General features: G+C 73.1%; 22 protein-coding genes. 4 read left to right on the forward strand and 18 right to left on the reverse strand.

Annotated features, from left to right (window positions below; translation table 11 throughout):
- Nucleotides 1–167 precede the first annotated feature (167 nt).
- The gene (speB, locus tag ACIBI5_RS07405; RefSeq protein WP_397244174.1) at nt 168–1,007 is read left to right on the forward strand and encodes an agmatinase; all 840 of its coding nucleotides are present in this window, start codon (nt 168–170) and stop codon (nt 1,005–1,007) included.
- Here speB and ACIBI5_RS07410 read toward each other — a convergent pair.
- The 11 genes from ACIBI5_RS07410 to ACIBI5_RS07460 all read right to left on the reverse strand — a co-directional run bounded on the left by ACIBI5_RS07410 (nt 1,004) and on the right by ACIBI5_RS07460 (nt 11,866).
- Nucleotides 1,004–2,794 (reverse strand): ABC transporter ATP-binding protein, encoded by a 1,791-nt coding sequence (locus ACIBI5_RS07410; protein ID WP_397244176.1) that lies wholly within the window; start codon nt 2,792–2,794, stop codon nt 1,004–1,006. The two genes, speB and ACIBI5_RS07410, sit on opposite strands and share 4 nt — an antisense overlap.
- Nucleotides 2,791–3,738 (reverse strand): phytanoyl-CoA dioxygenase family protein, encoded by a 948-nt coding sequence (locus tag ACIBI5_RS07415; protein WP_397244178.1) that lies wholly within the window; start codon nt 3,736–3,738, stop codon nt 2,791–2,793. The genes ACIBI5_RS07410 and ACIBI5_RS07415 overlap by 4 nt, the downstream gene beginning before the upstream one ends.
- 28 nt (nt 3,739–3,766) lie before the next feature.
- Nucleotides 3,767–4,288 carry a GNAT family N-acetyltransferase gene (locus tag ACIBI5_RS07420; protein ID WP_397244180.1) on the reverse strand — a complete coding sequence of 174 codons (522 nt, stop codon included), beginning with the start codon at nt 4,286–4,288 and terminating at the stop codon, nt 3,767–3,769.
- A gap of 20 nt (nt 4,289–4,308) precedes the next feature.
- Nucleotides 4,309–5,124: a phytanoyl-CoA dioxygenase family protein gene (locus tag ACIBI5_RS07425; protein ID WP_397244182.1), complete on the reverse strand. Its 816-nt coding sequence runs from the start codon at nt 5,122–5,124 to the stop codon at nt 4,309–4,311.
- A gap of 73 nt (nt 5,125–5,197) precedes the next feature.
- Complete coding sequence (locus ACIBI5_RS07430) at nt 5,198–5,983, reverse strand: PIG-L deacetylase family protein (protein ID WP_397244184.1); 786 nt, start codon at nt 5,981–5,983, stop codon at nt 5,198–5,200.
- On the reverse strand, nt 5,980–7,164 hold the full coding sequence (locus ACIBI5_RS07435) for a glycosyltransferase family 4 protein (protein WP_397244186.1): 1,185 nt from the start codon (nt 7,162–7,164) through the stop codon (nt 5,980–5,982). The genes ACIBI5_RS07430 and ACIBI5_RS07435 overlap by 4 nt, the downstream gene beginning before the upstream one ends.
- Nucleotides 7,164–8,294, reverse strand: coding sequence for an acyl-CoA dehydrogenase family protein (locus ACIBI5_RS07440; protein WP_397244188.1), 1,131 nt, complete (start codon nt 8,292–8,294; stop codon nt 7,164–7,166). Before ACIBI5_RS07440 ends, ACIBI5_RS07435 begins: the two co-directional genes overlap by 1 nt.
- Entirely contained in the window at nt 8,291–8,581 is a 291-nt protein-coding gene (locus ACIBI5_RS07445; RefSeq protein WP_397244190.1) for an acyl carrier protein, read from the reverse strand. Before ACIBI5_RS07445 ends, ACIBI5_RS07440 begins: the two co-directional genes overlap by 4 nt.
- A 5-nt stretch (nt 8,582–8,586) precedes the next feature.
- On the reverse strand, nt 8,587–9,447 hold the full coding sequence (locus ACIBI5_RS07450; RefSeq protein WP_397244192.1) for a hypothetical protein: 861 nt from the start codon (nt 9,445–9,447) through the stop codon (nt 8,587–8,589).
- Nucleotides 9,444–10,853, reverse strand: coding sequence for a condensation domain-containing protein (locus ACIBI5_RS07455; protein WP_397244194.1), 1,410 nt, complete (start codon nt 10,851–10,853; stop codon nt 9,444–9,446). Before ACIBI5_RS07455 ends, ACIBI5_RS07450 begins: the two co-directional genes overlap by 4 nt.
- The gene (locus tag ACIBI5_RS07460) at nt 10,853–11,866 is read right to left on the reverse strand and encodes a streptomycin biosynthesis regulator (protein ID WP_397244196.1); all 1,014 of its coding nucleotides are present in this window, start codon (nt 11,864–11,866) and stop codon (nt 10,853–10,855) included. The genes ACIBI5_RS07455 and ACIBI5_RS07460 overlap by 1 nt, the downstream gene beginning before the upstream one ends.
- 276 nt (nt 11,867–12,142) lie before the next feature.
- Between ACIBI5_RS07460 and ACIBI5_RS07465 the strand changes: the two genes are divergently transcribed.
- From ACIBI5_RS07465 to ACIBI5_RS07475, 3 genes are read left to right on the forward strand one after another with little or no spacing between them, the layout of a single operon-like run.
- Nucleotides 12,143–13,693, forward strand: a complete 1,551-nt coding sequence (locus ACIBI5_RS07465) for an FAD-dependent oxidoreductase (protein ID WP_397244198.1) — start codon at nt 12,143–12,145, stop codon at nt 13,691–13,693.
- Between the two features lie 15 nt (nt 13,694–13,708).
- On the forward strand, nt 13,709–14,950 hold the full coding sequence (locus ACIBI5_RS07470) for an aminotransferase class III-fold pyridoxal phosphate-dependent enzyme (protein WP_397244200.1): 1,242 nt from the start codon (nt 13,709–13,711) through the stop codon (nt 14,948–14,950).
- 35 nt (nt 14,951–14,985) lie between these two features.
- Nucleotides 14,986–16,563 carry a bis-aminopropyl spermidine synthase family protein gene (locus ACIBI5_RS07475; protein ID WP_397244202.1) on the forward strand — a complete coding sequence of 526 codons (1,578 nt, stop codon included), beginning with the start codon at nt 14,986–14,988 and terminating at the stop codon, nt 16,561–16,563.
- Between the two features lie 18 nt (nt 16,564–16,581).
- Here ACIBI5_RS07475 and ACIBI5_RS07480 read toward each other — a convergent pair whose 3' ends face one another.
- The 7 genes from ACIBI5_RS07480 to ACIBI5_RS07510 all read right to left on the reverse strand — a co-directional run bounded on the left by ACIBI5_RS07480 (nt 16,582) and on the right by ACIBI5_RS07510 (nt 24,186).
- On the reverse strand, nt 16,582–17,370 hold the full coding sequence (locus tag ACIBI5_RS07480) for a hypothetical protein (protein WP_397244204.1): 789 nt from the start codon (nt 17,368–17,370) through the stop codon (nt 16,582–16,584).
- Entirely contained in the window at nt 17,367–18,026 is a 660-nt protein-coding gene (locus ACIBI5_RS07485) for a methyltransferase domain-containing protein (protein ID WP_397244206.1), read from the reverse strand. The genes ACIBI5_RS07480 and ACIBI5_RS07485 overlap by 4 nt, the downstream gene beginning before the upstream one ends.
- Nucleotides 18,027–18,125: 99 nt before the next feature.
- Complete coding sequence (locus ACIBI5_RS07490; protein WP_397244208.1) at nt 18,126–19,241, reverse strand: MerR family transcriptional regulator; 1,116 nt, start codon at nt 19,239–19,241, stop codon at nt 18,126–18,128.
- A gap of 34 nt (nt 19,242–19,275) precedes the next feature.
- A complete protein-coding gene (locus tag ACIBI5_RS07495; RefSeq protein ID WP_397244210.1) occupies nt 19,276–20,469 on the reverse strand; it encodes an FAD-dependent monooxygenase in 1,194 nt (397 codons plus the stop codon).
- The gene (locus tag ACIBI5_RS07500) at nt 20,466–21,860 is read right to left on the reverse strand and encodes an MFS transporter (protein WP_397244212.1); all 1,395 of its coding nucleotides are present in this window, start codon (nt 21,858–21,860) and stop codon (nt 20,466–20,468) included. Before ACIBI5_RS07500 ends, ACIBI5_RS07495 begins: the two co-directional genes overlap by 4 nt.
- 473 nt (nt 21,861–22,333) lie before the next feature.
- Nucleotides 22,334–23,065: a DUF1275 family protein gene (locus ACIBI5_RS07505; protein WP_397244214.1), complete on the reverse strand. Its 732-nt coding sequence runs from the start codon at nt 23,063–23,065 to the stop codon at nt 22,334–22,336.
- 8 nt (nt 23,066–23,073) lie between these two features.
- Nucleotides 23,074–24,186: a DUF3500 domain-containing protein gene (locus ACIBI5_RS07510; RefSeq protein ID WP_397244216.1), complete on the reverse strand. Its 1,113-nt coding sequence runs from the start codon at nt 24,184–24,186 to the stop codon at nt 23,074–23,076.
- Nucleotides 24,187–24,192: the final 6 nt, after the last annotated feature.

Here is a 24,192-nt window from a genome sequence, read left to right on the forward strand (position 1 = left end):
GCCGCATCCCGGTGGACGGTGTTGTGCGCGCGATCTTTGATCTATGCTGCCGACCGATAACCAAAGAGACAAGTGTGCGATAGGGGATATGAGTGCCCACGCGGACGTTTCATGACATTCCCCAGTCAAGTGACGGCAAGTTCGAGGGTCGTCCGAGTGACGTGGCCGTGCTGGGCATACCCGTCGACTCGGGCACCGGCGGGCGGCCGGGCGCGCGCTTCGGCCCCGCGGCCATCCGCGACGCGTCCACGCTCATCTCCGGCAACCTCTACCACGTCGGCCTGGAGACCGAGATCTTCGAGCACCTGCGGATCGTCGACGTGGGCGACGTGCCCGTCACCCCCGGTCAGCACGACCGCAACCTGGACGCCGCGGAGAAGTGGGTGCGGGAGCTCATGTCCGTGACGGAGCAGGTGGTCGTGCTCGGCGGCGACCACTCGGTGCTGCTACCGGTCCTGCGGGCCGTGGCCGCCAAGCACGGCCCGGTGAGCTTCGTGCACTGGGACGCGCACGCCGACACCTGGGACGGCGGCCCGGAACGCCTGCTCACCCACGCCACGGCGGTCCGGCGCGTCATCGAGGAAGGCCTGACCAACCAGGTGTTCCAGATCGGGCTGCGCGGCTACGGCCCGTCCAGGGAGACCTTCGCCTGGGCCGGGGAGAACGGCGTCGAGCACTGGACCATGATGGACGTGGAGGAGACCGGGCTCACGGACATCATCCAGCAGGTGATCTCCACGATCACCGGCAAGGTCTACATCTCCATCGACATCGACGTGCTGGACCCCTCGTACGCGCCCGGCACCGGCACCCCCGAGCCCGGCGGCCTGACCAGCAGGGAACTGCTCGGCGGCATCCGCGACCTGGTGCTCAACACCGACGTCGTCGGCATGGACGTCGTGGAGGTCGCGCCGCCGTACGACCACGCCGACGTCACCGCGCTGGTGGCCAACCGCTGCGTGCTGGAGTTCCTGGCCGGTACGGCCCGCCGCAGGGTCGCCGGTTAGCCGGACCGGTCGGCGTACTCGGCGCACAGCCGCGCGTAGCTGCCGCCCCGGGAGAGCAGTTCCTCGTGGGAGCCGTGCTCGACCAGGACGCCGTCGTCCAGCACGAGCACGCGGTCGGCGGTCTGCGCCGTCTCCAGCCGGTGGGTGATCAGCAGCACGGTCCGCCTGCCGCGCTCGGCGCGCAGCCGCTGGATCAGGGCGGCCTCCGCCTGGACGTCGAGCGCCGCGGTGGGCTCGTCCAGCACCCAGACGGGCGCGTCGCGGTAGAGGACACGCGCCAGCGCCAGGCGTTGCCACTGGCCGCCGGACAGGTCGCGGGCGCCGGGGAACATCCGGCCGACCAGGTTGTCGGCTCCGTGCGGCAGCCGCCCGACGAGCCCGTCCAGCCCGCCGGCCCGCAGCGCGAAGGCGAGCCGGTCCTGGTCGAGCGGCCGGTCCGCCCGTCCGAGACGGACCGATTCCGCCACCGTGAACTCGTAGCGCCCGTACTCCTGGTAAAGCACGCCGATCAGCTCCCGCAGCCGGGCCGGGTCCAGCTCCGCCAGGTCGGCCCCGTCGATCAGGATGCGCCCGCCGACGGGGCCGAGCAGCCCGAGCAGGAGTTTGACGAGCGTGGACTTGCCCGCGCCGTTGCGTCCCACCAGCACGGTGAACTCGCCGGGCCGGAGCGTGAACGACACCTCGCGCAACACCGGCGGCCCGCCCGCGTAGGCGTACCCGACGCCCTGGAACTCGACCGCCGGCACGTGCTCCACGGCCTCGGGCGCGGCCTCGGACGGCTCGTCGGCGGGCAGGGCGGGACCGTAAGCCAGCGCGACGAAGTCGGTGAGGTAGGCGGCGTGCTCCTCGATGTCCACCGCGATGGTGAACAGGTCCACCGTGCTGCTCACGAGAGTGTTGAAGGCGGTGAAGACCAGGAACAGCTCGGCCACCGTCAGCGCCCCCGACTGCGCCTGACCGGCGGCGAGGTAGTAGGCCACGACCAGGCAGACGGCGCTCAGCACCCCCGCGACCAGCCCGCGCGCCACGCTGTGGCGGCTCGCCGCGACGACGGCCCGCAGCGCGCGGCGGCTGACGTCGTCGTGCATCCGCGTGAACGGCGCGGCCAGCCCGTAGCTGCGCACGTCCTTGGCCAGGTCGTAGCGGACGAGCAACTCGGTCAGGTAGTCGCGGCGGCGCTCCAGTTCGGTGGTGCCCCGTCGCGCCAGATAGATGGCCCTGGCCTCCAGCCGCCGCTGCACCAGCAGCGGCACGCCCGCCAGCAGGGCCAGGCCGATGAGCCGGACGTCCAGGACGGCCAGCACGCCCACCATGCCGGCCAGCGAGACGATCTGGCCGCAGAACTCGATGAGGATCCCGGCGATGGCGGCCGGCCGCCAGGTCACGCCGTCATGTGCCCGCGCGACCGCGTCGTACCAGGCCGGATCGTCGAAGCGCTCCAGCGGCGCGAAGCCCGTGACCCGCAGCAGACGCTGCTCGGCGGTGATGCCGACCAGCTCGGTCAGCTCCTCACGGCGCACGGACATCAACGCGCCGAGCGCCACCCGCGCCGCGGTCAGCCCGCCGAGCACCAGGATCCACGTCGTCGCCCGGCCGTCCTGGCCCTGCGAGAACGCCTCGACGATCTCGCGCACGATGAGCAGGAGAGCCGCGGGCAGCGTGGAGACGGCCGTGGACAGCAGCAGGACGAGGATCAGGAGCCTGGGTGAGGCCTCGAAGCAGAGCCGGATCGCCACCCTGGCCGCGCCGGCCCCGCCCTCCTTCCCGGGCCGGCGGGTCGACGTCACCTCCGACCGGACTCCACGTCGAGCAGCCGGGAGGCCGGGTGCGGAAGGAGCTCGTGCCAGCTCTCCTGCCGGTCGGGCAGCAGGAAGTCCACCTGCCGGACCCGCAGCGGCACCCGCAGCCAGCGCCGCTGGGCCCAGCCGGTCGCCAGCTCCTCCCAGCCCGGCACGCGCGGGTAGTGGTGCGGGCGCAGCGAGGCGAAGCAGACCGCCTCGCGCGCGGACTGGTAGCGGTACTCCACGGCACCGCGCAGGTACGGCGAGCGGTTCTCGTCCACCGCCCGCGTCGCCAGCGCGTGCAGCACGACCACGTCGCCAGGACCCAGGTCCGGGGCCCGCCACCAGTCACCCTCGCCCGGCCCGACCTCGGCTTCGACCCCTCCGGTGTCCAGCACGGTCAGCGGCCGCACCCCGGGCACCGAGCGCTCCCTCAACACGCGCAGCGTGCCGCCGCCGGCCGGGAACGGGGTGAACGGCACCCAGGCGGTCAGCACGTCCGGGGTGCCCTGGACGTAGGTGTGCTCCTGGTGCGGCGGCACCCAGAAGCCGGGATGCACGAGGCTGACCTGGCGCCGCGTGTGGTTCAGCAGGTGCTTGCCGAGGATGGCCCGCATCACCCCGACGACCTCCGGCGCGTGCGCGAGTTCGTGCATCAGCTCGACCCGCTGCAGGTCCTGGTACATGCGCCACCAGCGGGGGCTGCCGTCGCGGCGGTTGGCCGCCGGGCGCGGCTCGGTGTCCTCACCGTCCTCGGCCAGCCACTCGTGGCGGTAGAGCACCCCGGTGAACCGGGCGCGCAGCTCGGCCAGCCGCGTCTCCGGCAGGAGGCCCCTGAACAGGAGCATGCCGTGCTCCCCCAGGCGCCGCCGCAGCGCGTCGGGATCGCCGGCGATCGGGGTGGAGTCCTCGGCGACCACTGTGGCGCCGTCGTTCTGCAGGCTCATCATGCTCCCCAGGCGTTTCGCGGATGAATGCTCACTCGTAGTGGTTGAACACCACGGCGTCCTGCAGCCACGCGCTCCGCGCCCGCCAGAACGCCATGCCGTCCTTCCAGCTCGGGTTGACCTCGGCGCGGAACATCCGCGCCCGCCGCCGGCGAAACTCTTCGATCGCCGCCTCGACGAGGGCGGACCCGATGCCGCGGCGCCGGCTCTCCTGGCGGACGTAGAACTCACGGACGGAGCCGATGCGGAAGTCGTTGACGGACTGGGTGTGGATCTCCCCGCTCAGGAATCCCTCCAGCTCGTGCCCGGTGTCGGCCACCAGGCAGAACGACAGCTCGTCGGTGAGCGCGGCCCGCAGCAGATCCCTCGTGCCCTCAAGCGGGTCACGGGTGAACGCCTCCACCTCCGTCACCTCGGGCCGCGCCGGAACGGCCACGCCTGGCCCCCAGCGATCGTAGGAGAGCAGGGGCACGTGCTCACCGGCGTTCAGGCCCCACAGCACCAGCACCTCTTCGACGTCCCGCTCGGTGATCAGACGGACCTCGTACGGCACATGCCCTCCCTGAGTGGTGCTCACTCCGCCCCGCCTTCCGACAGGGCGCCGACCGGGTGGCCGACGTACTCGGCGGCCACCTCGACGGCCAGCGCCTCCACCTCGCCGCGTACCTCCGCCTCCAGCAGGACCGACGGCTCGGCGCGCAGCCAGGACGCGGCCAGCAGCAGCCACAACATCGGGCGGGCCGTGCCGGTCGTGTTCGTGGTGCCCCGGTGCCACAGGCGCACGTCGCGCATCAGCACGTCACCGGCGCGCATCGCGACGCGCCCGGGTGGCCGTGTCCGCCGCCGTTCCTCCAGGAGTTCCTCGCGTACGCACAGTGAGCCGGGACGGTAGACGTCCTGCGAGGCCAGTTCGTGGGTGCCCGGCCAGACCTCGATGCTGCCGTTGTCCGCGCCGGTGTCCACCAGGGCGATGTTGACGGCCAGCATGAACGGCGGGTGCGCGGCCGCGCTCCGCGGCCACAGCGGCTCCCAGTCGGCGTGGACCGGCTGCGGCCGGGATCCGGGCAGCACGGTGTGCCCGTGGTAGCTGAGCACGCGGGGCGCCGCCAGCGGCTCGCGGCACAGGGCGAGCACGGCCGGATGGCCGAGGAACGCCGCCACGTGCCCGCCGCCGGGAGGACGGTGCCGCATGTGGCCGTCGTCGTAGGCCATGAGCACGTCGTGGTGGTCCACCAGCAGAGGGACTTCGGCGAGCATGCGCTCACCGACTTCACGGGCCATGCCGGCCAGGCCCGTACCGGTGAGCAGCACCGCGCCGTCGGCGGCGAGGGCCCCGGCCGCGGCGGGCAGCCACGTGGCCTGGCCGGGCGAGACGTCGAAGGACCGCACGGACGGGGACGGTGCCATAGGACCTCCGGCTCCGGAGACGGGCAGGATGTTATCAACGGGCTTGGCGGACATGTCAATGATCTCCATCTGGGGGCGGGACGGCGTCCCAGTGACGTTCGGCCGGGCCGTCCCCGCCGGCCGCGCGGGCGTGCGCGAGCAACAGTTCCGGCCAGTCGTCGTCCCAGAGCATGGGGTGCTGTGACCGGTACGCGGCGGCGGCCTCGATCTTGCGCCGCCAGTCGTCGGCCGTCAGGGGCTCGACGGCCGACGGGCGGTGAGCGGGTTGTTCGAGTGCGTAGGGAAGGTCCTCGTACCAGCGTGCCCGCGGCCCGTCCGCGGTGTCCCGCAGGGCCGCCGCGCAGGCTCGCGCCGTGAGCACGTGGTCGAGGTGACCGCCCACCGCCGCGGGCGCGTGCACCTCGTCCGGCGCGAGCCGGGAGATCCACCCGCCCAGCTCGGCGGCGACGGTCTTCACCAGCGCGAGGTCGTCCGGCCCCGGCAGGGAGAACAGGTCGTCCCCCACGGCGCAGCGGGGAGTCCCGCCGGGTCCTCGCCGGTACAGCGCCTCCAGGAAGTCCAGGTGCACCGGCTCGGCTCCCAGGACCGCGCAGGCCCGCTGGTCCTCTTCCCGGCGCAGCCGCATGCCGGCGGCGGCCGAGTCGCCGATCGCCGGGCAGGCCTTACGCCACCAGCCGTGGTACCGCTCGGCGTACGCCGCCATCGGATCGCCCGCGCACCCGGCGAACACCGTCACCACCACGACCCGCGCCCCTTGGGCGCCCAGCGCGGCGATCGTGCCGCCACGCGACAGCACGGCGTCGTCGAGATGCGCCGACACGACGAGCGCCGTGCGGCTCATCGGGCCCCCTCCGCCAGCCGCGACCGCAGCAGGCGGTAGCGGCTCTCCCAGGTCAGCTCGCGCCCGCGGTCCAGCGCCCGCCGCCTCAGCTCGGCCCGCAGGCCCGGCTCGCCGACCAGGCGCCCGAGTTGCCGGGCGAGGTCGCCCGGCCGCCGGTAGTCGAAGTAGCGCACCGCGTCCCGCCCCACCTCGGGCACTCCCCCGCGCGCGCTCGCCAGGCAGGCCAGACCGCTGGCCAGGCCCTCGGTCAGGACCAGGGGGCTGGCGTCCTCGCACAGCGAGGGCACGCACAGCACGTCCGCCTCGCGGTACACCTGTCCGATGACGGCGCGGTCCACGAACGGCGAGAACTCCACCCGGTCACCCAGTAAGGACGCGCGGTGCTTCACCTGCCGCTCGTACCGGTCCGGCACCGAGGACGCGTGCAGTTCGGCGTTGCCCACGATCCGCAGCCGGAATCCGGCGCCGGCGCGCGCCAGCTCCACGCAGGCGTTGATCAGCGCCATCGGCCCCTTCTCGGGGGCCAGCCGGCCGGTGAAGAGCACGACCGGCGCCTCCTCCTCCGGCCCCGGGCCGGGATGGAACCTGGCCGGGTCGTGCCCGTTGTGCACCACCGCGACGGCTGACGGCGGCAGGCCCGTACCGTCGAGGAAGCGCTCGGCCACGAACCGGCTCACGCACACCACCAGGTCCGCCTCGGCCACCACGCGCGCCCGCTCGGCCGCCGGGAACGAACGGAACATGTCGGCGTGCAGGTACAGGCACACCCGCGCCCGGGGTCGCATCCGGCGCAGCTCCGGGACGGCGGCGACCGCGTTGTGCAGCACGACCGGTCCGTCGAAGCCGGCCGGCAGCGCCTCCAGCGCCGGCCGGAAGAACCTGGCGTAGTGGGCGCGGCGCTCGCCCCGCCCGGCCGACTCGTCGTCCGCCCGCCGCTCGTGCTCCTCCAGCGTCTCGCCGGGGCTGTGGTAGGCCAGCAGCCGCGCCTCACGCGCCGTGTGCTCCCCGCCGCGGTCGGCGACGATCACCGTGGCGCCGCCGTGCCGGGTGTGTTCGCGCGTGAGCTCGGCGGCGACCGTGCCGAGCGACCCGCCGCTGGCCGGCGAGTAGGCCTCGCCGGGCGGGAGCACGTGTGCCCAGGTCTCGCCGTTAGGGAGCACGGGGGCCCGGGTCTCGCCCATCAACGCTCCCTGGCCACGAGGGCGAGCTGGGAGCTGATGGCCACCAGGCGCTCGTTGTTGATCATCAGGGGTGCGGACAGCAGGTCGCGCAGGAGCCGGGCCACGGAGAAGGGGCCCTCCTCGGAGTAGCCGGCCATGCCGCACGCCCGCATGGCCGCCAGCGCGACATCCACCGCGACCTGTGACACGGCCAGCTTGAGCGCGTTGACCCGGAGCGTGAAGGCGACGGTCGGCTCCGCCGCCCCGGTCATGACGTCCTGCGTGTCCCTGGCCGCGGCGTCGAGCTGCGCCTCCAGGCCCGCCAGCCGCCAGCGCATCTCGGCCAGGCTCGCGCTCGGCGGCCCGGCGGCCTCCCCGCGCGCCCTCGCGTGGCGCACGGCCCGGTCGGCGGCCTCGGCGGCCAGCCCGTACCAGACTCCGGACCACAGCACGTGGGACAGCGGGGTCATGACCCGGGCGACCAGGTCGCCGAACGGCACCGGCAGGATCCGCCACTCCTCGAACTCGGCAACGACCCGCAGCGCCGGGCTGCACGTGCCGCGCATGCCGAGGGGATTCCAGCCGCCCAGCACCTCCAGGCGCGTACGGGCGGAGTCGGCGAGCACCGCGACCTGATCACTGGGCGGTGAGCCGGGACCCCGGCGGGCGCTGACGAGCAGAGCGTCGGCCTCGACACCGTACGAGACGGTGGTGGCGCGCTTGTCCAGGCGGGCCCCGGCGCCGTCGCGTTCGACCGCGCAGGAGCTGGTGCGCAGCGCGCCGCCGATGCCCGCCTCGCTGGTGGCCGAGGCGATGAGGAGCTGGTCGCGTACCACCCTGGTCACGGCTTCGCGCAGTTCCGGCGTTTGTTCGCCGGCCAGCAGGCAGGCGAGCTGCACCTGGTGCATCGCCCAGATCATGGCGGTGGCGCCGCAGCCGCGCGCCAGGGCCGCGGCCATGCCGGCCAGCGCGGGCACGTCCGCGCCGAGACCCCCGCGCTCCGCCGGGGCCGCGGCGGCGAGCAGGCCGTGCGCGCGCAGGGCCGACAGCGACTCCTTGGGAAAGCGCGCGTCCCTGTCGACCGCGGCCGCGTGCTCGGCCAGCACCCCGTCGGCCAGCTCCCGGCAGGTCCTCCGCGGATCTTCGGTCATGGGCGGACTTCCCCGTGCGTCAGGCCCATGACCGCGTCCGTGATGACGGCCAGCGACCGGAACGTCGACCGGGTGAGCAGCTCGTCGGGGAACTCGACGCGGAACTCGTCCTCCACGGCGACCATGACGCCCACCATGGCGAGCGACTCCATCCCCAGCTCCCACAGGTCGGCCCCGGCGTCGACGGACTCGATGACGCCGGGCAGCAGGTCCTTTCTGACCAGCAGGTCGCGCACGCGGCGCTCCACGTGAGTGCGCTCGTCACCGTGTACGGCTCTCGCAGGCACCGCGTTCATCCTCTCGGTCCGGTCTGCACAACAGTCGCGAAGGACACCCCGGCCGGGCGGCCGGCGTCCAGTCCCACGGGCCCCATCTCCCCGGAGATGCGGGCGAGGACGGCTCCGGTGGAGCGCGGCACGCCCCACTCGGCGGGGTCGAGCAGCCCCCAGCGCAGCATCGCCCCCACGATCAGCGGGTCGTGCGGCACCCACACCCCGTCGTTCTCGATCTCCGCCCAGTAGTGCAGGACGGAGAACGGCGGCGAGATGATCACGCCCTGGGCGAGGCGGATCGGCAGGCCGCGGCGGCGTCCCTCCCGAACCAGGAAGAGCGAGCCGCCCGTGCAGTCCGCGATGCCGGTGCGCCCGACGAAGTCCGGGTCGAGCCCGACCGTCATGGGCAGGCGCACGAACCGGACACGGCCGAACTCCTCCAGCAGTTCCGCGGCGCGCGGCCGCGGCGCGGGCCAGGCGGCGGGCAGGTCGAAGTGCGCGACGGCCGAGCCTTCCGGGCAAGGGGCCCATCCGGTCGGCAGCAGGACGTGGAAGTCGCAGTCCCGGTCCTCGCCGGGTTCGTGCGCGCACTCCGGCACGTACTCGATCTCGGCTCGCGCGGCCGTACCGGCGCGCAGGCCTTTCGCCCATGAGGGCGGGCCGAACGTCCACAGGGAACGGACGCCCAGGTCCAGCGCGACGTTGAGCAGGTCGAAGTGGTCGAAGCCGCTCGGGCTGCCGAGCCCGGCGGCGAGCATGGCCCGCAGCACGTCGGGGGGCAGGCCGTATTCGTGCTCGGCCGAGCTCCACGGCACCTCCGGGTTCCGGGCGTCGTCCGGGATCAGCCGCAGCGACCGCAGAGTCGCGTCGGGCACGCTCACGCCGTCGCCTCCCGTCGGGGCGGGGCGATCCCGGTCAGCGCGCCCACCTCGTCCGGGCGGATCTCGCCGAACGCCGACTCCACCAGCAGCCGCTCGATGCCGGACAGCACGTCCCGCAGGGCTCCGGCGTCCAGGTAGCGGGCGTCGGCGTGCAGGGTCAGCCGCAGCATCTCGGGGGTGTCCTCCGCGTACAGCGCGAACTTCTCCTGCTCCACCGCGGGCTCCGGCCGGATGAGGCTGTCGCGCAGCGCGTGCCGCACGGCCGCCTCGTCGGCGGGGCCGATCAGCCGCCGGTCCGGGCGGGTCTCCTCGCGCATGTCGTTGAACACGCAGGACAGGTCGAGCCGTACGCCGCGTTCCTCCTCGGCCGACCGGATGATCCGGCGCAGTTCCCGCTTGTCGTACAGGCTGTTGCGGTAGGCGCGCAGCGAGGCCGCCCAGGCCCGGGTGACGACGTCGCCGAAGCTCTCCCCGCGCAGGTCCAGCGTGACGAGCGCGCCCTGGATCATGCAGGCGACCGCGCGCCGCTCCGGCTCCTGGATGCGGTTGGCGCAGATGAGCTGAACGGCGCAGACCGGCATCCCGGTGTACGCGCCGAGCACCAGCCCCGTCGCCCCGAGCAGGATCGCCGTCCCGCTCACGTCGTGGCGCTCGGCCTGGAGGTTCAGCGCGAGATCGGCGGCCCTGGAGAAGAGGACCGCCGCGTGGTAAGAGGGCGGGCCGGACGCCGCGGCCGCGGGGAACATCGTGGGCGGCACCGCGGCCAGCCTGGCGCGCCAGTGGTCCAGCGCGCCCGCGAGCCGCCGGCGGCCTTCGCCGGAGCGTTCGTGGCGGGCCTGCTCCAACGGCTGCCGGGCGGCGGGCGGCGCCGGCCGCTCCAGTCCTTTGGCGCGGGCCTCGACCATGCTGGCCAGGTCGGCGACGAGATTGCGTACCCCGGTGCCGTCGGCGGCCGTGTGCGCGGCGCTCAGCAGGACGGCCAGCGGCTCACCCGCACGGTGGAAGACCGTGGGGCGTAACGGCAGCTCAGCGGCCAGGTCCCACGGCAACCGCTCCACCACCTGGCGGCGCCCGGCGAGCGCCGCCCACAGCCCGTCGCCGTCGGCGCCGAGGTCGACCAGGTCCACCGGCAGCAGGCCCGCGCCGGTCACCGTCTGTGTCAGCCCGCCGCCGGCGTCCTCGGCCAGGAAGGTGCGCAGCGACTCGTGCCGGCACATCAGCGCGCCGAGCTCGTCCAGCACGTCGTCGACGGTGAGCCCGGACGATATCTCCACCTCGCCGGAGGGGTTGAAGAAGGCCTCGCTCGGGTCCTTGTCGGTGATGTCCAGCCACATGGACGCCTGTCCGCAGGTGGCGGGCCCCGACCCGGTGCTCTGACGGGTGAACTCGACGGATCGTCGTTCCACTACTGCCCCCTTGCCTGCGAGCGGGAGTGCGGCGGGCCCTCCGCCTGATCATCGAGGCGTTCCCGTACGTCGTGGGCGAAGTCGATCCAGATCTCCGCGCACTGCAGCGCCAGGTCGGCCACGATCGGAGCCAGGTGCGAGGGGACCGCGTCAAGCAGGTTCGGCTGCATGTCCTTGGCCGTCACGTGGATGTGCATCCAGCGCAGCAGGTGCCTGCCCGCCTCGGAAAGCCGCAGCGACGGGTCGCGCTGAATGGACTGCAGCCGCATGACCACATCGGTGGTCCGGTGCTCCGGGCGGCGGCGTTTGGTGGTGTTCGCGGTGTCGGGGGCGTCGGCGTGCCGTTCCGCGGTCTGTGCCGTCAGGGGGTCCTCGCCGCGCCGGATCCGCTGACGTACGGCGTGCGCGGTGCCGACGGACACCGCCGCGTCCTGCGCGATCTTCCGCAGGGAGGCGTCGGGGTTGGCGGCGATCACGAGAGCCGCGCGTACCCGGCCCTCCTCGGCGTTCAGCGGGCGGCGGCGGCCGTCCTTGCCGACGCGGGCGTTCAACTGTGGAAAATCCACGGTCGAGCACCGGCGCAGCCCGCTCACCGTTTTCGCCGACAGCCCCGTGACCTCGGCGATCGACCGGTCGGACATGCCCGGGTGGGATTCGATGATGCGTAGCGCCGCCGCGCGCCGGTCCTGCAGCGACAGCGGCAGGCCGTGGGTGGCGTTGGCCCGTACCGCCGCCAGGAAGACCGCTTCCTCGCCGCCCTCGAAGAAGCGCGCGTCGATCATCTGGCGGCCGTTGAGTATGGCGGCGCCGAGCCGGTGCATCCCGTCGATCACGCGCATGGTCTCGCGGTGGACGAGGATGGGCGGGAGCTCGGTCTCGACAGCGGCCAGCCGGCGGACGTGGTCCTCATCCACTCCGAGCAGGCGTGGCGAGTCTCCCCTTTTCAGAAGCTTGATATGCAGCGCGTATACCTGGCGCGTGTCGTCGTTGTCGCGTTCCGATTCAACTCCCACGATACTCCCGGTGTGTGAGACGGCCACCGGTGCTAGCCCACGACGGTGTGGACGACGGCTTGCGAGGGCCATATAAGAGCACACAAGATCGCACTCAGTCCATAACCCCAACTGCGGTCGATCCGTTTCCCGGGAATTCCCTCATATTGCTACATATTTGAACTACCGCAATCTGTCAGCATTTGTGACGCATGGTAATAATGAGCTGTTTGACGTGATCGCCGGGTTCGTTGCTAACCTGTGACCCTTGCGAAGATCACGCACTCCGGGGGGCGGGTGAGCGCTGTGCGGGACGCCTCGGCCATCTATCGCTCGGCCGACGTGTGCGTCATCGGCAGCGGTCCCGGCGGGGCCGTCACGGCTCACTTACTGGCCCGGCGCGGCCTGCGGGTCCTGCTGCTGGAAGAGGGCGACAGGGTCGGCCCGGGCGCGACGCTCGAAGCCCTCGAACCCGGATGGGAGCCCGCGCTCGCCCGGCTGGGACGACGCCGGCCGGCCCTCGTCGGGCGCCCGTGGTCCGCTCGGGCGCTGGGTGGCGGGATGGGCCTGTTCGCCGGCATCGGATTCCGGCTGAGACACGTCGACTTCGACGCCCGCGAGCACGTCGCCGACGACGCCCTCGACCCCCGCTGGCCCATCGCGTACGCCGACCTGCGCGAGCACTACGACGAGATGGAACGCCTGCTGGGCGTGGCCAGGACCCGCGGCGCCGACCCGCTCGAACCCGACGGCGCGCCCGCCTCGCTGCCGCCGCACGCCTACAGCCCGCCCGGCCGCCTGCTCGCCGGCGCCGGCCGCCACCTGGGCCTGCGCCCTTTTCCGACGCCCCTGCTCATCAACTCGGCCGAGTACCGCGGCCGCCCCGCCTGCCATCGCTGCGGGCCCTGCAACGAACACGCCTGCCCCACCGGGGCGAAAGCGGACGTCGTCGCCACCCTGCTGGACCCGGCCGTAGAGGAGGGCTCGCTCGTGGTGGCGACGGGGAGCAGGGCGCTGCGCGTCCGCGCCTCCGCCTGCGATCGGGTGAGCGCGGTCGAATGGCTCGACCAGCGCGCCGAGGTCCGGCACACGACCCGGGCGAGGTGCGTGGTGCTGGCCGCGAACGCCGTGCAGTCCTCGGCCCTGCTCCTGCGCTCGCCCTCGCGCTGGTCCCCCGCGGGCCTCGGCAATCGCCACGACGTCGTGGGACGCGGTCTCTGCTTCAAGGTCAGCGGGTACGCGGCCGGCACCGTCTCCACGCCCACCCGGAGCGCCCACAGCGCCGGCGGGCCGTTCTCGACCGTGTCCTTCTCCGACCACTACCTCGACGACGCCTGCCCGAAAGGCCTGGGCGGCATCCTGTACGAGGCCAGCCCCGCCGAACGCGCTCCCCGCGACGGAAGGCTGCCGCTGCGCGTGCACTACCTCGCCGCCGACCAGCCCATGTGGCGCAATCGCGTACGCCTGTCCAAAAAGAAGAACGGACTCGGCGCGCCACAGCTGATGATGGAATACGCCACACATCCCTTGGACGCGGCACGACTCCGCTACCTCGCGGAAAAGGCGAAGAAACTCCTCGCGCAGGCGGGCGCCGCCGATATCCGGCTCGAAGAATCCGGATACGAACGCGGCAGCCGCCATCTGCACGGCGGATGCCGGGCGGGCGACGACCCCAGGACCTCCGTGGTCGACGCCGACGGCAGGATCCACGACCAGGAGAACGTCTACGTGGTGGACGGCGGGTTCTTCCCCTACCCCGGCGGCGTGAATCCGACCTTCACCATCTTGGCGAACGCCTCCCGGATCGCCCGGCGGATCGCCCGGGACCTCGCGACGGCCACCATCTGATTCGAGGGAGAACCCATGGCCAGAACAGCTGCCACGTCCATCCCGGACGGGCGGGCGAGCGCGCTGGCGTCGCCCGGCTCGGGACCGGCCTTCGAGCGGGCCTCCGGCACGCGGGTGTGGGACACGCGGGGCCGCTGCCACGTGGACCTGTCGTCGTGCAGCGGCGCCGCGCCGCTCGGCGCCGGGTACCGGCCGGTGGTGGACGCGGCGGTCGCGGAGATGCACCGGGCGGGCATCCTGCCCGAGGCGACCTCGCCGCTGCGCGAGGAGGTGGCCCGCCGGATCGTCGAGATCTTCCCGTGCGCGCGGGCCGTCGAGTTCTTCCGTACCGGGTCCTGCGCGACGACCGCCGCCGTCCGCCTGGCCCGGCTGCACACCGGCGCCCGTACCGTGCTCACCTCCGGCTACCACGGATGGCACGACTGGCAGCTGCAGTACCGGCCCGCGATGGGGCTGGCCGACCGCGACCCCGACACCGCGGACTTCGGCTACGACCTGGATCTGCTCGAACGGCTGGCGCGCCGGCGCGGCGACCTGGCCGCGGTGATCGTGACACCCGAGGTGAACGTCTTCCCGCCCGCCTTCGCCCGCGAGGTCGAGCGCATCGCCCGTGCCCACGGCGGCCTGGTCATCGTCGACGAGGTCATGACCGGCTTCCGCTACGCGTGGGGCGGCTACCACGCCGCGGCGGGGCTGGCCCCTGACCTGATCACGCTGAGCAAGGGCCTGGCCAACGGGTTCGCGCTCTCGGCCGTCGCCGGGGACTCCGCGGTCATGGAGGCTGCCCGCCGTACGCACCTCGGCAACACCTACCAGCGGGAGACCACGCCGTTCGCCGCGGCGCTGGCGACGCTGGACGCGAGTGCCGGCGGGGCCGCGGTCGAGGCGATGCGGGCGGCGGGCGAGCGGCTCATGCGTGGGCTGGACGGCCTGTTCGACAAGGCGTCCGTGGCGGCGTGGGCACGTGCCAGGCCGACCATGTTCGACGTCGTCTTCGCCGATCCGGACCTGGGACAGCGCTTCTTCGCCGCGCTGCGGGACAGCGGCTACCCGATGGCGTACGGCCAGCGGTTCATGCCCTCGGCCGCGCTGACGGACGACGACATCTCCGGCTTCCTGGACGCGGCCGCCCGCGCGCTGCCCCGCGGCGGCGCGGGGGCACGCGGAGACGGCACGGAGGCGGCCGTCCGCTACGCCGGCGAGCACTTCGCCGCCACCCGCGAGACGGTCGAGCGCTGGTGGCGCTCCGCGGCTTGATCGCGCATACCCGCGACCCCCGTTAGGGTTCCGCTGTGGACGAGGAGCAGAACGTACGCGACCTGGCGGCGGCGACCGGCCTGGACCCGAGGCGCGCCGGCGAGGTGCTGACCGTGCTGGGCGACGGCTCGTGGTGGGCACTTCCCGATCTGGTGCGACGGACGGCCGTCTCCAGGCGCTCGATCGAGGCCATGCTGCGCGAGGTGGGCCCGGAACGCTCCGGCGACCGCTACCGCCTGTCTCCCGATCGTGTACGTGACCTGCTCGGCACCGGTCATCCTCCCGTCAGCGCCGCCGGTCCCGTCGACCATCTCCTGCCCGGCCACGCGGACGTGGTCGAGCGGATGGCGAAGCTGATCGCGGGGGCGCCGCGGGCACGGCAGGCGCTCGACCACGTCTCCGCCACCCCGGAGACCGTGGTGCGGCGGGCGCTGCTGTTCGGGGCGCGATCCTGGCCGCCCGGGGCGCGCGTGCTGTGCGTCGGCGACCACGACCTCACGTCGCTCGCCATCGCCTCCCTCCACCCCGAGGTGGACATCGCGGTGGCCGACATCGACGAGCGCATCCTGGCCTACATCGACCGGTGCGCCGCCGAGCTCGGCCTGCCGGTGCGTACACGGTGGGCCGACCTGCGGCTGGGCCTGCCGTCCTCTCTCCACGGGTACGCCGACGTGACCGTGACGGACCCGCCCTACACCCCGGAGGGCATCGGCCTGTTCGTCGCCCGGTGCGTGGAGGGGCTCCGGGATCCGGAGCAGGGGCGGGTGATGCTGGCGTACGGGGCCAGCGAGCGCACGCCGATGCTCGCCCTGAAGGTGCAGACCTCCCTGCACGACCTCAACATGGCCTACGAGGCCATGTATCCCGACCTCAATCGCTATTTCGGGGCGGAAGCCATCGGGTCGGCCGCGGACCTCTACATCCTGCGCCCCACCACGAAGACCAAGCCCGCCGTGGCCGCCCGGGTGGAGCGCTTCGCCGCCGCCATCTACACGCACGGGCCGCAGTCGGTGGAGAGCAAGGCCGGCGCCGGTGACGAGCGCTTGCTCAAGCAGGCCACCGGCTTCGCCCCTGATCTGCTGGTGGGCGACTGGCCCGCCGGATTCCTGCCGCAGACGCCGCGGGTGCGCCTGGCCACCTGGCTGGCCAAGCCGTACGCCGCCGCGCCGGAGCGGGTGGCCGTCGCCGTGCCCGCCGGCCTGGAGACGGCGTTGCCCCGCCTGCTGCTCGCGGCCAGGGCTGGCCACGTCCGCGCCTTCCCCGCCGAGCCCCCGGGCGACGTGACGGAGACCGCCGCGCTGCTGTCGCCGGTCTACACGATCACCGTCCAGGACACCGCCGTCGACGCGGTACGGCGTCCGCCCGCCGACGACCCCGCCGAGCTTCTGCTACGCCGGCTCCTCGACCGGGCCCACGGCAAACTCATCAACACCTGGCGGGAAGGGCTGATCCGTGCCCATGACGGGCTGACCAAGCGGCAGGCCCGCGACCTCGTCCTGCGGATCGCTCCCTGGGCCGACGAGGTCACCGCGCTTGAGCTCCCGCTCCACCGCCTGGCCGAGCTGGGCGAGGCCGTCCGCACGACGCTGCGCGAGGCGGCCGAGGCGACCTGACCAAGCCCCGGCCCCCGACTATGGCGTCAGGGCGCCACTCACCGGAACTGGCCAGCGCTCCGGATCGGGGCCGTGGGCGTGCCGCAGGGCCAGCAGCAGCCGCTCCAGCCCGAGGCCCAAGCAGGCGGTGTGGGCGGGCGCACCGCCGGCGGCCCGGATGCCGAACGCCGCTCCGAAGTGCTCCTTGTGGTAGTTCACCGACACCACCGCCTGCCGGACGCCCGGCGCGACGTCGGCCGCGAGCTCCCACTTGAGCCCGTCGGCCTGTTGCGCGGCGGCGAGCAGCTTCCCCGTCCGTCCCCAGAACGGGTCGTTCGCCGGGCGGGTCACCGGCCGCACGCCCAGGGTCTCCAACCAGCCCGTGAGCCGGTCGAGGCGGTCATCGCGCCAGGTCAGGCACTGCTCGGGCGTACCCAGCAGGACCGTCTCGTACATGCGGAAGGACCTGAGGCGGCCGGGCTCCGCCGTGGCCTCCTGGCGGAAGCAGTCGGCGACCACGCTCAGCTCCTCCGGCCCGGCGAGGGTGCGGCCCTCGTAGCGCGGATACACGTGGTAGCAGGCCGCCGGGGTCAGCACCAGGTCCGTGGCGGCGCCGCCCCGGCCGACGGCGCCGAGCAAGTGCGGGAAGGACGCGGCGTAACCCGCCCGCTCCGCCACCGCGGCGGCGAGGACGGGCGGAGCCCGCAGGTGGCGCACCCGCTCCCCCGCGCACAACCGCCGCAGGACGCGCACCAGGGTCGCGAGCAGGTCGTCTGCGGCCCCGTCGACGACGATCACCCCGGGCGCCGGGGTCGGTTCCGCGTTCACGGACCGGCCAGCGCGGTGCCGCAGACCACGATGGGGAACTCCGCGCCGCCTCCGCCCTCCTCCGCCGGGCCGCTCTCCTCGGCGGCCAGGCCGTACAGGAAGGCCGTGGCGCCGCGCAGCCCGCCGTAACCGCGGCACTGTACGGAGCCGGGCCCGAACACCTCCGCCAGCAGGTCGCGCAGCCCCGCCGGGGTGAACCTCCAGCGGTCGGCCATGAGGGCGTCGTCCACCGGGTCGGTACGGCTGATCCCCGGCACCGTCACCAGCAGGCTGCCTCCGGGCACCAGGCTGCGCCTCACGTTGACCAGCGCCGCGCGGGGATCCCGTACGTACTGAAGGGTCTGGATGAGCAGGACGCAGCGATAGCGCGCGGCGGGCAGGGTCTCGTGCCCGGCCAGGTCGGCGATCAGCGTCGCGTCCTCGTTGTCCGGGTCGATGTCCACGACGTCGGTCCGCGCCGTCTCTCCCGCGAACCGCCGGGCGTACTCGTTCTCCCCGACCTCCAGGAGCGGCGGGCGGATCAGGTGGGCGGCGGCCGTCAGGAAGGCGTCGATGTGGCGGCGGTCGACGGGGGTGCCACGGTCGTAGCCGAAGCAGTCGCTGAAGGGTTCGGCCCTGTCCAGAACTCCCCACGACGACGGCCCGAGGTCGTCCATCCCGCACTCCCCTCGGTCACGATCATGCGGGGAGCAGCATCGCACCCGCCCCCGAAACCGGGCAAGAACCACGTGAGCGGCACAGGCGCCGGAGGCGGTTCAGGCTATGAGCAGGCGGAGGCCGAGATCCGCTGCGTCGAGGCCGGCGAAGTCGCCGTTGCGCTCGGCCCACCGGCCGGAGCCGAGGTCCTCGCCGAGGCTCCGCACCGCCCGCTGCTCCGCCTCCGGCCCGACCTTCGTCCACACCGACATCGCGCGGCGCACGTGATCCTCCAGGTACGCCCCCGGCCGACGCCAGTACGCCTCGAAGAGGCCGTCAGCGCAGTCCCACGGGATGGGCACCGGCTCGGCGCGAGCGCCGATGGCATCGGCCATCCCGGCGAGCGAGGGGAACTCCGCGAGGACGCCGGCGAACTCCGGCAGGTAGTCGCGGGTGAGCCAGAACCGGTCCTGCCATCCTGGCTCGTCGGTGTCGAAGGTGAGCACCACCACGCGACGGGCCACGCGCCGCATCTCGCGCAGCCCCGCCATCGGGTCCCCCCAGTGGTGAACGGTGGAGACGGCCATCGCGACGTCGAAGGACCGGTCCTCGAACGGCAGGTTCTCCGCGGCGGCGTCCACGCACGGCGCCGACCCGGCGGGCCGCTGCGCCCGCATGACCGCCGACGGCTCCGCCGCGGTCACGTCGCGATCAGCGGGCTCGTAGGAGCCGGTGCCGGCCCCGACGTTCAGCACCGTCCGCGCGTCCCCGAGGGCGTCCCAGATCTGCGCGGCGATGCGCGGGTCGGTCCGCCGCGTCGCGGTGTAGGCGCCGCCGATCGCGTCGTACAGTTGTGCGCCGAGCACCTCCAGTTGTTCCTCCGGTGTCACGTTCAGCCCCTTCGCGCGTGCCTCGAGTTCCCTGTCGATGGCCGCCACCATGGCGTCGGCGCGCTCGCGCCGCTCCAGCAGCAGGCCGCGCAGCCGGCGCAGGTGCGCGACCGCGTCGGTGGACGGGTCGCCGACCAGTTCAGCGACCTCGCGCAGCCCGAAGCCCAGCCGCCGGTAGGCGAGCACCTCCCGCAGCCGCTCCACGTCGCCCGCCGAGTAGGCCCGGTACCCGACCGAGGTCCGCGCCGACGGCCGGACGAGCCCGATCTCGTCATAGTGATGCAGCGTGCGGACGCTCACGCCGGCCAGCTCGGCCACGTGCCCCACGGTCCGGTGTTCCTCCACGGCGTCGACTATGCCGCCTCACGCCACGTGAGGGTCAACCGGTCAAGGTGGATGTGAAGTCGGGCAGGGTGAGGGCCGAATGGGCCGGTCGTCCCTCAGCCGGGGGAATGGCGCTGAGCTTGCGGAGCCTGTCGTTGCGCTGCTCCAGGGCTTGCGCGGTGGTCGGGAAGAGTGTGGCACCGCCCTGGCCGACCAGTCCCTGGTTCATGGTCACGAACTCGCGGGTGCCGTGCTCGTAGGCCGCGAAGCCCGCGGCGTGGTCCCTGCCGACGAGAGAACCGGCCAGCATGTACGCGCCGACGAGCGCGAGGCTGGTGCCCTGCCCGGTGAGGAACGAGGGCGCGTAGGCGGCATCGCCCACCAGCGCGACCCTGCCGCTGGACCAGCGGGGCATGCGGATCTGGCCGACCGCGTCGAAGAACACGTCGTCCACCTCGCGCATGGCGGCCAGCATGCCCGGAACCTCCCACCCCGCGCCGGCGAAGACCTCGGCGACGAGCTTCCGCTGCGCCTCCGGGTCCGGGAACGCCTCGAACGGCGGTTCCGGCCGGGCGAAGTTCAGGAACGCGTGCACGTCGTCGTTGTCCCCCACGGCGTAGAGGGCGGCGGCCCTGCCCGGGGTGTTCCACATCACGGTCTCGTGGGAGAGCCCGAAGGTGTTGCGCATGGTGAACACGGCGAAGCAGTAGCCGAGGTAGTGGTGAAAGCCCTCCTCGGGCCCGAACATCATCTCGCGGGTGCGTGAGTGCATGCCCTCAGCGCCGACCACCAGGTCGAACGTACGGCTGCCGCCCCCGCGGAAGGTGACGTCGACCCCGTGAACGGACTCGTCGAGGGTGTCGATGGAGTCGTTGAACAAGAACTCCACGTCGTCACGGACCGCCGCGTGGAGAGCGTTGGTCAGATCCCCGCGCCGCACCTCCAGATCCTTCCCCTCGACACCGCCGGTCACGGCATGCGGATGGATCGAGGCCACCTCGCCGCCGTCCCCGTCGACGAAGGTCAGCCTGCGCAGGTCGATGTGCGCGTCCCGCAGCCGCGGCAGGAGTCCCATCCTGCGGAGGACCTCCAGCGCGGTGCCGCGCACGTCGATGGGGTAACCGCCGGCACGGAGCGTGCCCGCCTTCTCCACCACCGTGACCGCGTAGCCGTAGCGGTTCAGCCAGAACGCGAGGGCGGGCCCCGCGATGCTCGCCCCCGACACGAGGATCGTGCGCCTCGGCGTCATTCCTTGACTCCTTTGCTCATGGTACGGACGACAAGCAGCGACAGCGCCGTGACGACGCCGGCGATGACGAATCCGGTGACGTAGGCCGATTCGGCCGGGACGCCCGACCCGGCGTCGGTCCCGGCGGCGAGGAAGGCACCGCTGACCTGCGCGCCCGTGGCGAACCCGATCACACGAGTCACCAGGACCAGGCTGGTGGCGGTGCCGGTGTTGCCGTGGTCGACGGAGGTGGCGGTCTTGACGACCATCGCCGTGATGCAGACACCACTGGCCAGGGCGATCAGCGCCTTGGCGACGACGAGGTGCCAGACCTCGCTGTGCAGGAAGGCCAGGGCGACGAAGGTGGCCGTCATGACGCCGACGCCGGCACTGACCACGGCACTCGCGCCGAACCGCCGCGCCGCGACCCCGCCCAGCGGCCCGCTGACCGCCGCCGCGATGGCGCCGGGCAACAGATAACGCCCGATGTCGGTGGAGCTGGCCGCGAAGCCGTATCCGTCGGCGGACAGCGAGAACAGCTGCGGAACGAGGAACATCGACACCGCGGTACCCACGCAGACGGCGAAGGTGATCACGTAGGAACTCCAGATCGCGGGCTGCGCGAGCAGCCGCAGATCGACCATCGGCGCGGGCGAGCGGCGTTCGACGAAGACCCATCCGGCCACGAGGACGGCCAGCAGCACGACGACGGCGCCCAGCACGAGGGGACGGCTGCCGACCTCGGGGGCCATCGAGAGCCCGAGCATGAGCGTCAGGAGAACACCGCTCAGGAGCACCAGTCCGGGCCAGTCGATCCTGGCGTCCGACCGGGAGGGCGGATCGTGCGGCATCAGCTTGTGGACGAACAGGGTCGTCACGACGACGGCGAACGTCGGAATCGCGAACATCCAGTGCCGGGACAGCCCTTCCGCGATGGGCCCCGCTATCAGCGTGCCCAGCATGCCGCCGCCGATGAACAACCCGCTGACCACCCCGATGGCCACCTGGGACTCTCCCGGCGAGAGGTACTTGCGCACCAGAATGATCGACAGCGGCAGCGTGCCCACCATCGCGCCCTGCAGTACCTGACCGAGCAGCAGCACCGCCATGTTCGGCGCCAGCGAGGACACCAGACCTCCGGCCGAGACCACCGCCATGAGCCGGACCAGGACCCACTTCCCGCCGTAGCGGTCGCCGAGATTGCCCGCGACGGGCGCGATGAGAGCGCCGGTGATGAGCATCGCGGTGCTGAGCAGTGCCCCTTGGGCGGGATTGATGGACAGTTCGCGTTGCAACAGCGGGAGCGTCGGCGCCACCACCGACTCCAGGACACCGGTGACGGCTGCCAGCATGCCGAGAGCCACGACAGCGGCCTTCCCCATGCGGATCGGGGGAGCAAGGGGTGTGGTCATGGAAGGTCCTTTCCTCGTTTCCGGGCGAGTAGGAGGTCGGCGGCGCGCTTGGCACCACCGCCTCGCCGGGAGTACTCACGCCGCGAGCGCGAAGTACGAAGCCCGCCGCGAGCCCGCCCGCCGCCGCGCGGCGGGCGTGCCGGTGCGGGCCCAAGGGTCTTCAGAAGCCGGGCGAACTTCGCGATGGCCACGATCAGTCCCGCGAAGGACGGCATCCTCGGCCGCGGCCGGCGTCGTGCGGGCCGCCGCCGATGTCGAGGGCGAAGCCGCCGGGCAGCCGGTGGCCGGTCGGGACGGCCGGGAGCGCAGGCACGCGCGGGCCGTCGATGGCACGGTCGTCAGGTCTTCGATCTCGGCGGTGGACTTCGCGGGTGCTTCATCACAGGGTCTCCGTCGGAGATGGGGTGGTCAGAGGTGCAATACCGGTCATGGGGTACGCGGCGGTCAGGGTGGCGGGCGTGGGTTCGGGGCGGTCAGGGTGAGTTGCCGGGTCGGGTGTACGCGTGGCCGAGGCCGGTCGCGGTCAGCACGACGAGTGCCGCCAACGCCACCGCGAGTCCTTCGTGCACCTGGCACAGCGCCGCGCCGGTGACCGCTCCGGCGATGATGAGCGCGACGGCCGTACCCCGGCGCAGTGCCCCTTGGCCGCGGGCCGCGCCCAGCCGCGAGTCCGCCGCGAGGCCGGTCAGCGTGGAGGTGACGACCACGGTGGTGACGTCCTTCACCCCCAGGTGGCGCGCCGTCGCCGCCTGCACTCCCATGGCGAGGGCGAGCGACGCCGCCATCGACGCGCGGGCGGCGGGGGTGCCCGTCCCGATCACGGCCAGGCCGAGCGCCGTGGCGGCCAGAACCAGCCCGACACCGCCCAGCAGCCCCGTGCACCTGCCGGTCCAGCCCGGGGCCGCGGTACGCAGCACCCGCCCGGCCACGGCCGCGCCGGCGACGAAGGCCACCAGCGCCACGACCGGACCGAGCACGGGCAGCCCCGTCCCGCCGATGGCCGCCATGCCGAGGATGACCACGTTGCCCGTCATGTTGCCCGCGAACACCTGATCCAGGCGCAGGTAGCCAACGGCGTCGACGACGCCTGTGGCGAAGGTGAGGGCGAGCATCAGACCCAGCGGCGTGACCCGCCCTCGCACGAGCCGACCGCGGATGCGGGCGGGGGCACGAATGCGGGCGCGGGCGCTGACACTGGCGTTCACGTCTCGTCCTATGGCCGGTGGTGGGCGGCGTGGTGGGCGGCCAGGACGTCGCCGCCGAAGTCGCGCTCCGGGTCCCGCCACACGGCGTGGGCGTGGTTGACGCCGCGGTGGATGTTGGTCCACTCGACGAGCAGCCGCGGGCCCTGCAGGCGGTAGTAGTGCGGCTCGCCCGCCGTGGTGGAGCCGGCCCAGGCGAGGTGCACGGCGTCCAGCGCGGCCGGGTCGTCGTAGAGGGGCAGCGGCGACAGTTCGCCGGGGACGCGGTCGAGGTAGGTGCCGAGCAGGGCGCGCAGCAGTTCCCGCTGCGTGGTGTCCAGTTCGGCGCCCGGCACGCCCTTGGGCGCCGGGGTGAGGGCCAGCGCCCGCTGGTCCGTGCCGTAGAGGCCGGTGGCCGGGTTCTCGGCACGGTCCGGGGTGTGCTGGCCGGGGCGCCAGAGTTCGCTACGCCTCACCACGCGGTCGTCGACGCGGTCGCTGTTGCCCGCCACGATGTCGTTCGGGGCGCGCTCCAGCAGCACCGCGCGGGCGGCGGACTCGGGGCGCAGGGAGCGGACGAGTTCGCGGGCCAGGTCCTCGGCCGTTCCCAGCGGGCGCAGCGTCGCGCCGCCCAGCAGTGGCGACGCGGCCGGGTCGGCACCCAGGAAGCACGGGGTGGTGGCGGCGACGCGCCCGTCCACCACGAGGTAGTTGAGCGAGACGTGGTGCCCGCCGAACCGCCATCCCCACGGCCGCCGCCCGCCGGGCTCGCCGAAGACGCGAAGGTAGTACATACCGGGGTCGCGGGAACGTTCCCGCCCCCAGTTCACCGAGAAGCCCTCGACGCGGTCGAGCACGTTCTCCAGGCCGAGCACGGTGGCGACGGTGGTGTACCCGGCTTCGGACAGCCCGCTCGCGACCAGCCGCATCACCAGCCGGTGCTGGGCGGGGCGCTGCTGGTGGAAGGTAAGGCCGCCGTGGTCGGTGGGCGTGTAGTACCAGCGGGTGCGTTCGGCGTCGGCCGCGCCGTCCGCGCCCGGCGGCGGTCCGGTGGCGACGGCGAGCTGCTCCGCGTCCAGGGACGCCAGCCACGCCTGGGCCGCCTCGGCCATCCGGTTCGCGACCTCGCGGCCGGCGTCGATCATCGCCGC

The sequence above is a fragment of the Nonomuraea sp. NPDC050540 genome, from assembly GCF_044457485.1.
Lineage (GTDB): Bacteria > Actinomycetota > Actinomycetes > Streptosporangiales > Streptosporangiaceae > Nonomuraea.

Bases quoted from the DNA above. Each gene is read 5' to 3' on its own strand.
- ACIBI5_RS07415 (WP_397244178.1), bottom strand. From the start codon at position 3,738: ATGATGAGCCTGCAGAACGACGGCGCCACAGTGGTCGCCGAGGACTCC.
- ACIBI5_RS07430 (WP_397244184.1), bottom strand. From the start codon at position 5,983: ATGAGCCGCACGGCGCTCGTCGTGTCGGCGCATCTCGACGACGCCGTG.
- ACIBI5_RS07435 (WP_397244186.1), bottom strand. From the start codon at position 7,164: ATGGGCGAGACCCGGGCCCCCGTGCTCCCTAACGGCGAGACCTGGGCA.
- ACIBI5_RS07440 (WP_397244188.1), bottom strand. From the start codon at position 8,294: ATGACCGAAGATCCGCGGAGGACCTGCCGGGAGCTGGCCGACGGGGTG.
- ACIBI5_RS07470 (WP_397244200.1), top strand. From the start codon at position 13,709: ATGGCCAGAACAGCTGCCACGTCCATCCCGGACGGGCGGGCGAGCGCG.
- ACIBI5_RS07485 (WP_397244206.1), bottom strand. From the start codon at position 18,026: ATGGACGACCTCGGGCCGTCGTCGTGGGGAGTTCTGGACAGGGCCGAA.
- ACIBI5_RS07495 (WP_397244210.1), bottom strand. From the start codon at position 20,469: ATGACGCCGAGGCGCACGATCCTCGTGTCGGGGGCGAGCATCGCGGGG.
- ACIBI5_RS07500 (WP_397244212.1), bottom strand. From the start codon at position 21,860: ATGACCACACCCCTTGCTCCCCCGATCCGCATGGGGAAGGCCGCTGTC.
- ACIBI5_RS07510 (WP_397244216.1), bottom strand. From the start codon at position 24,186: ATGATCGACGCCGGCCGCGAGGTCGCGAACCGGATGGCCGAGGCGGCC.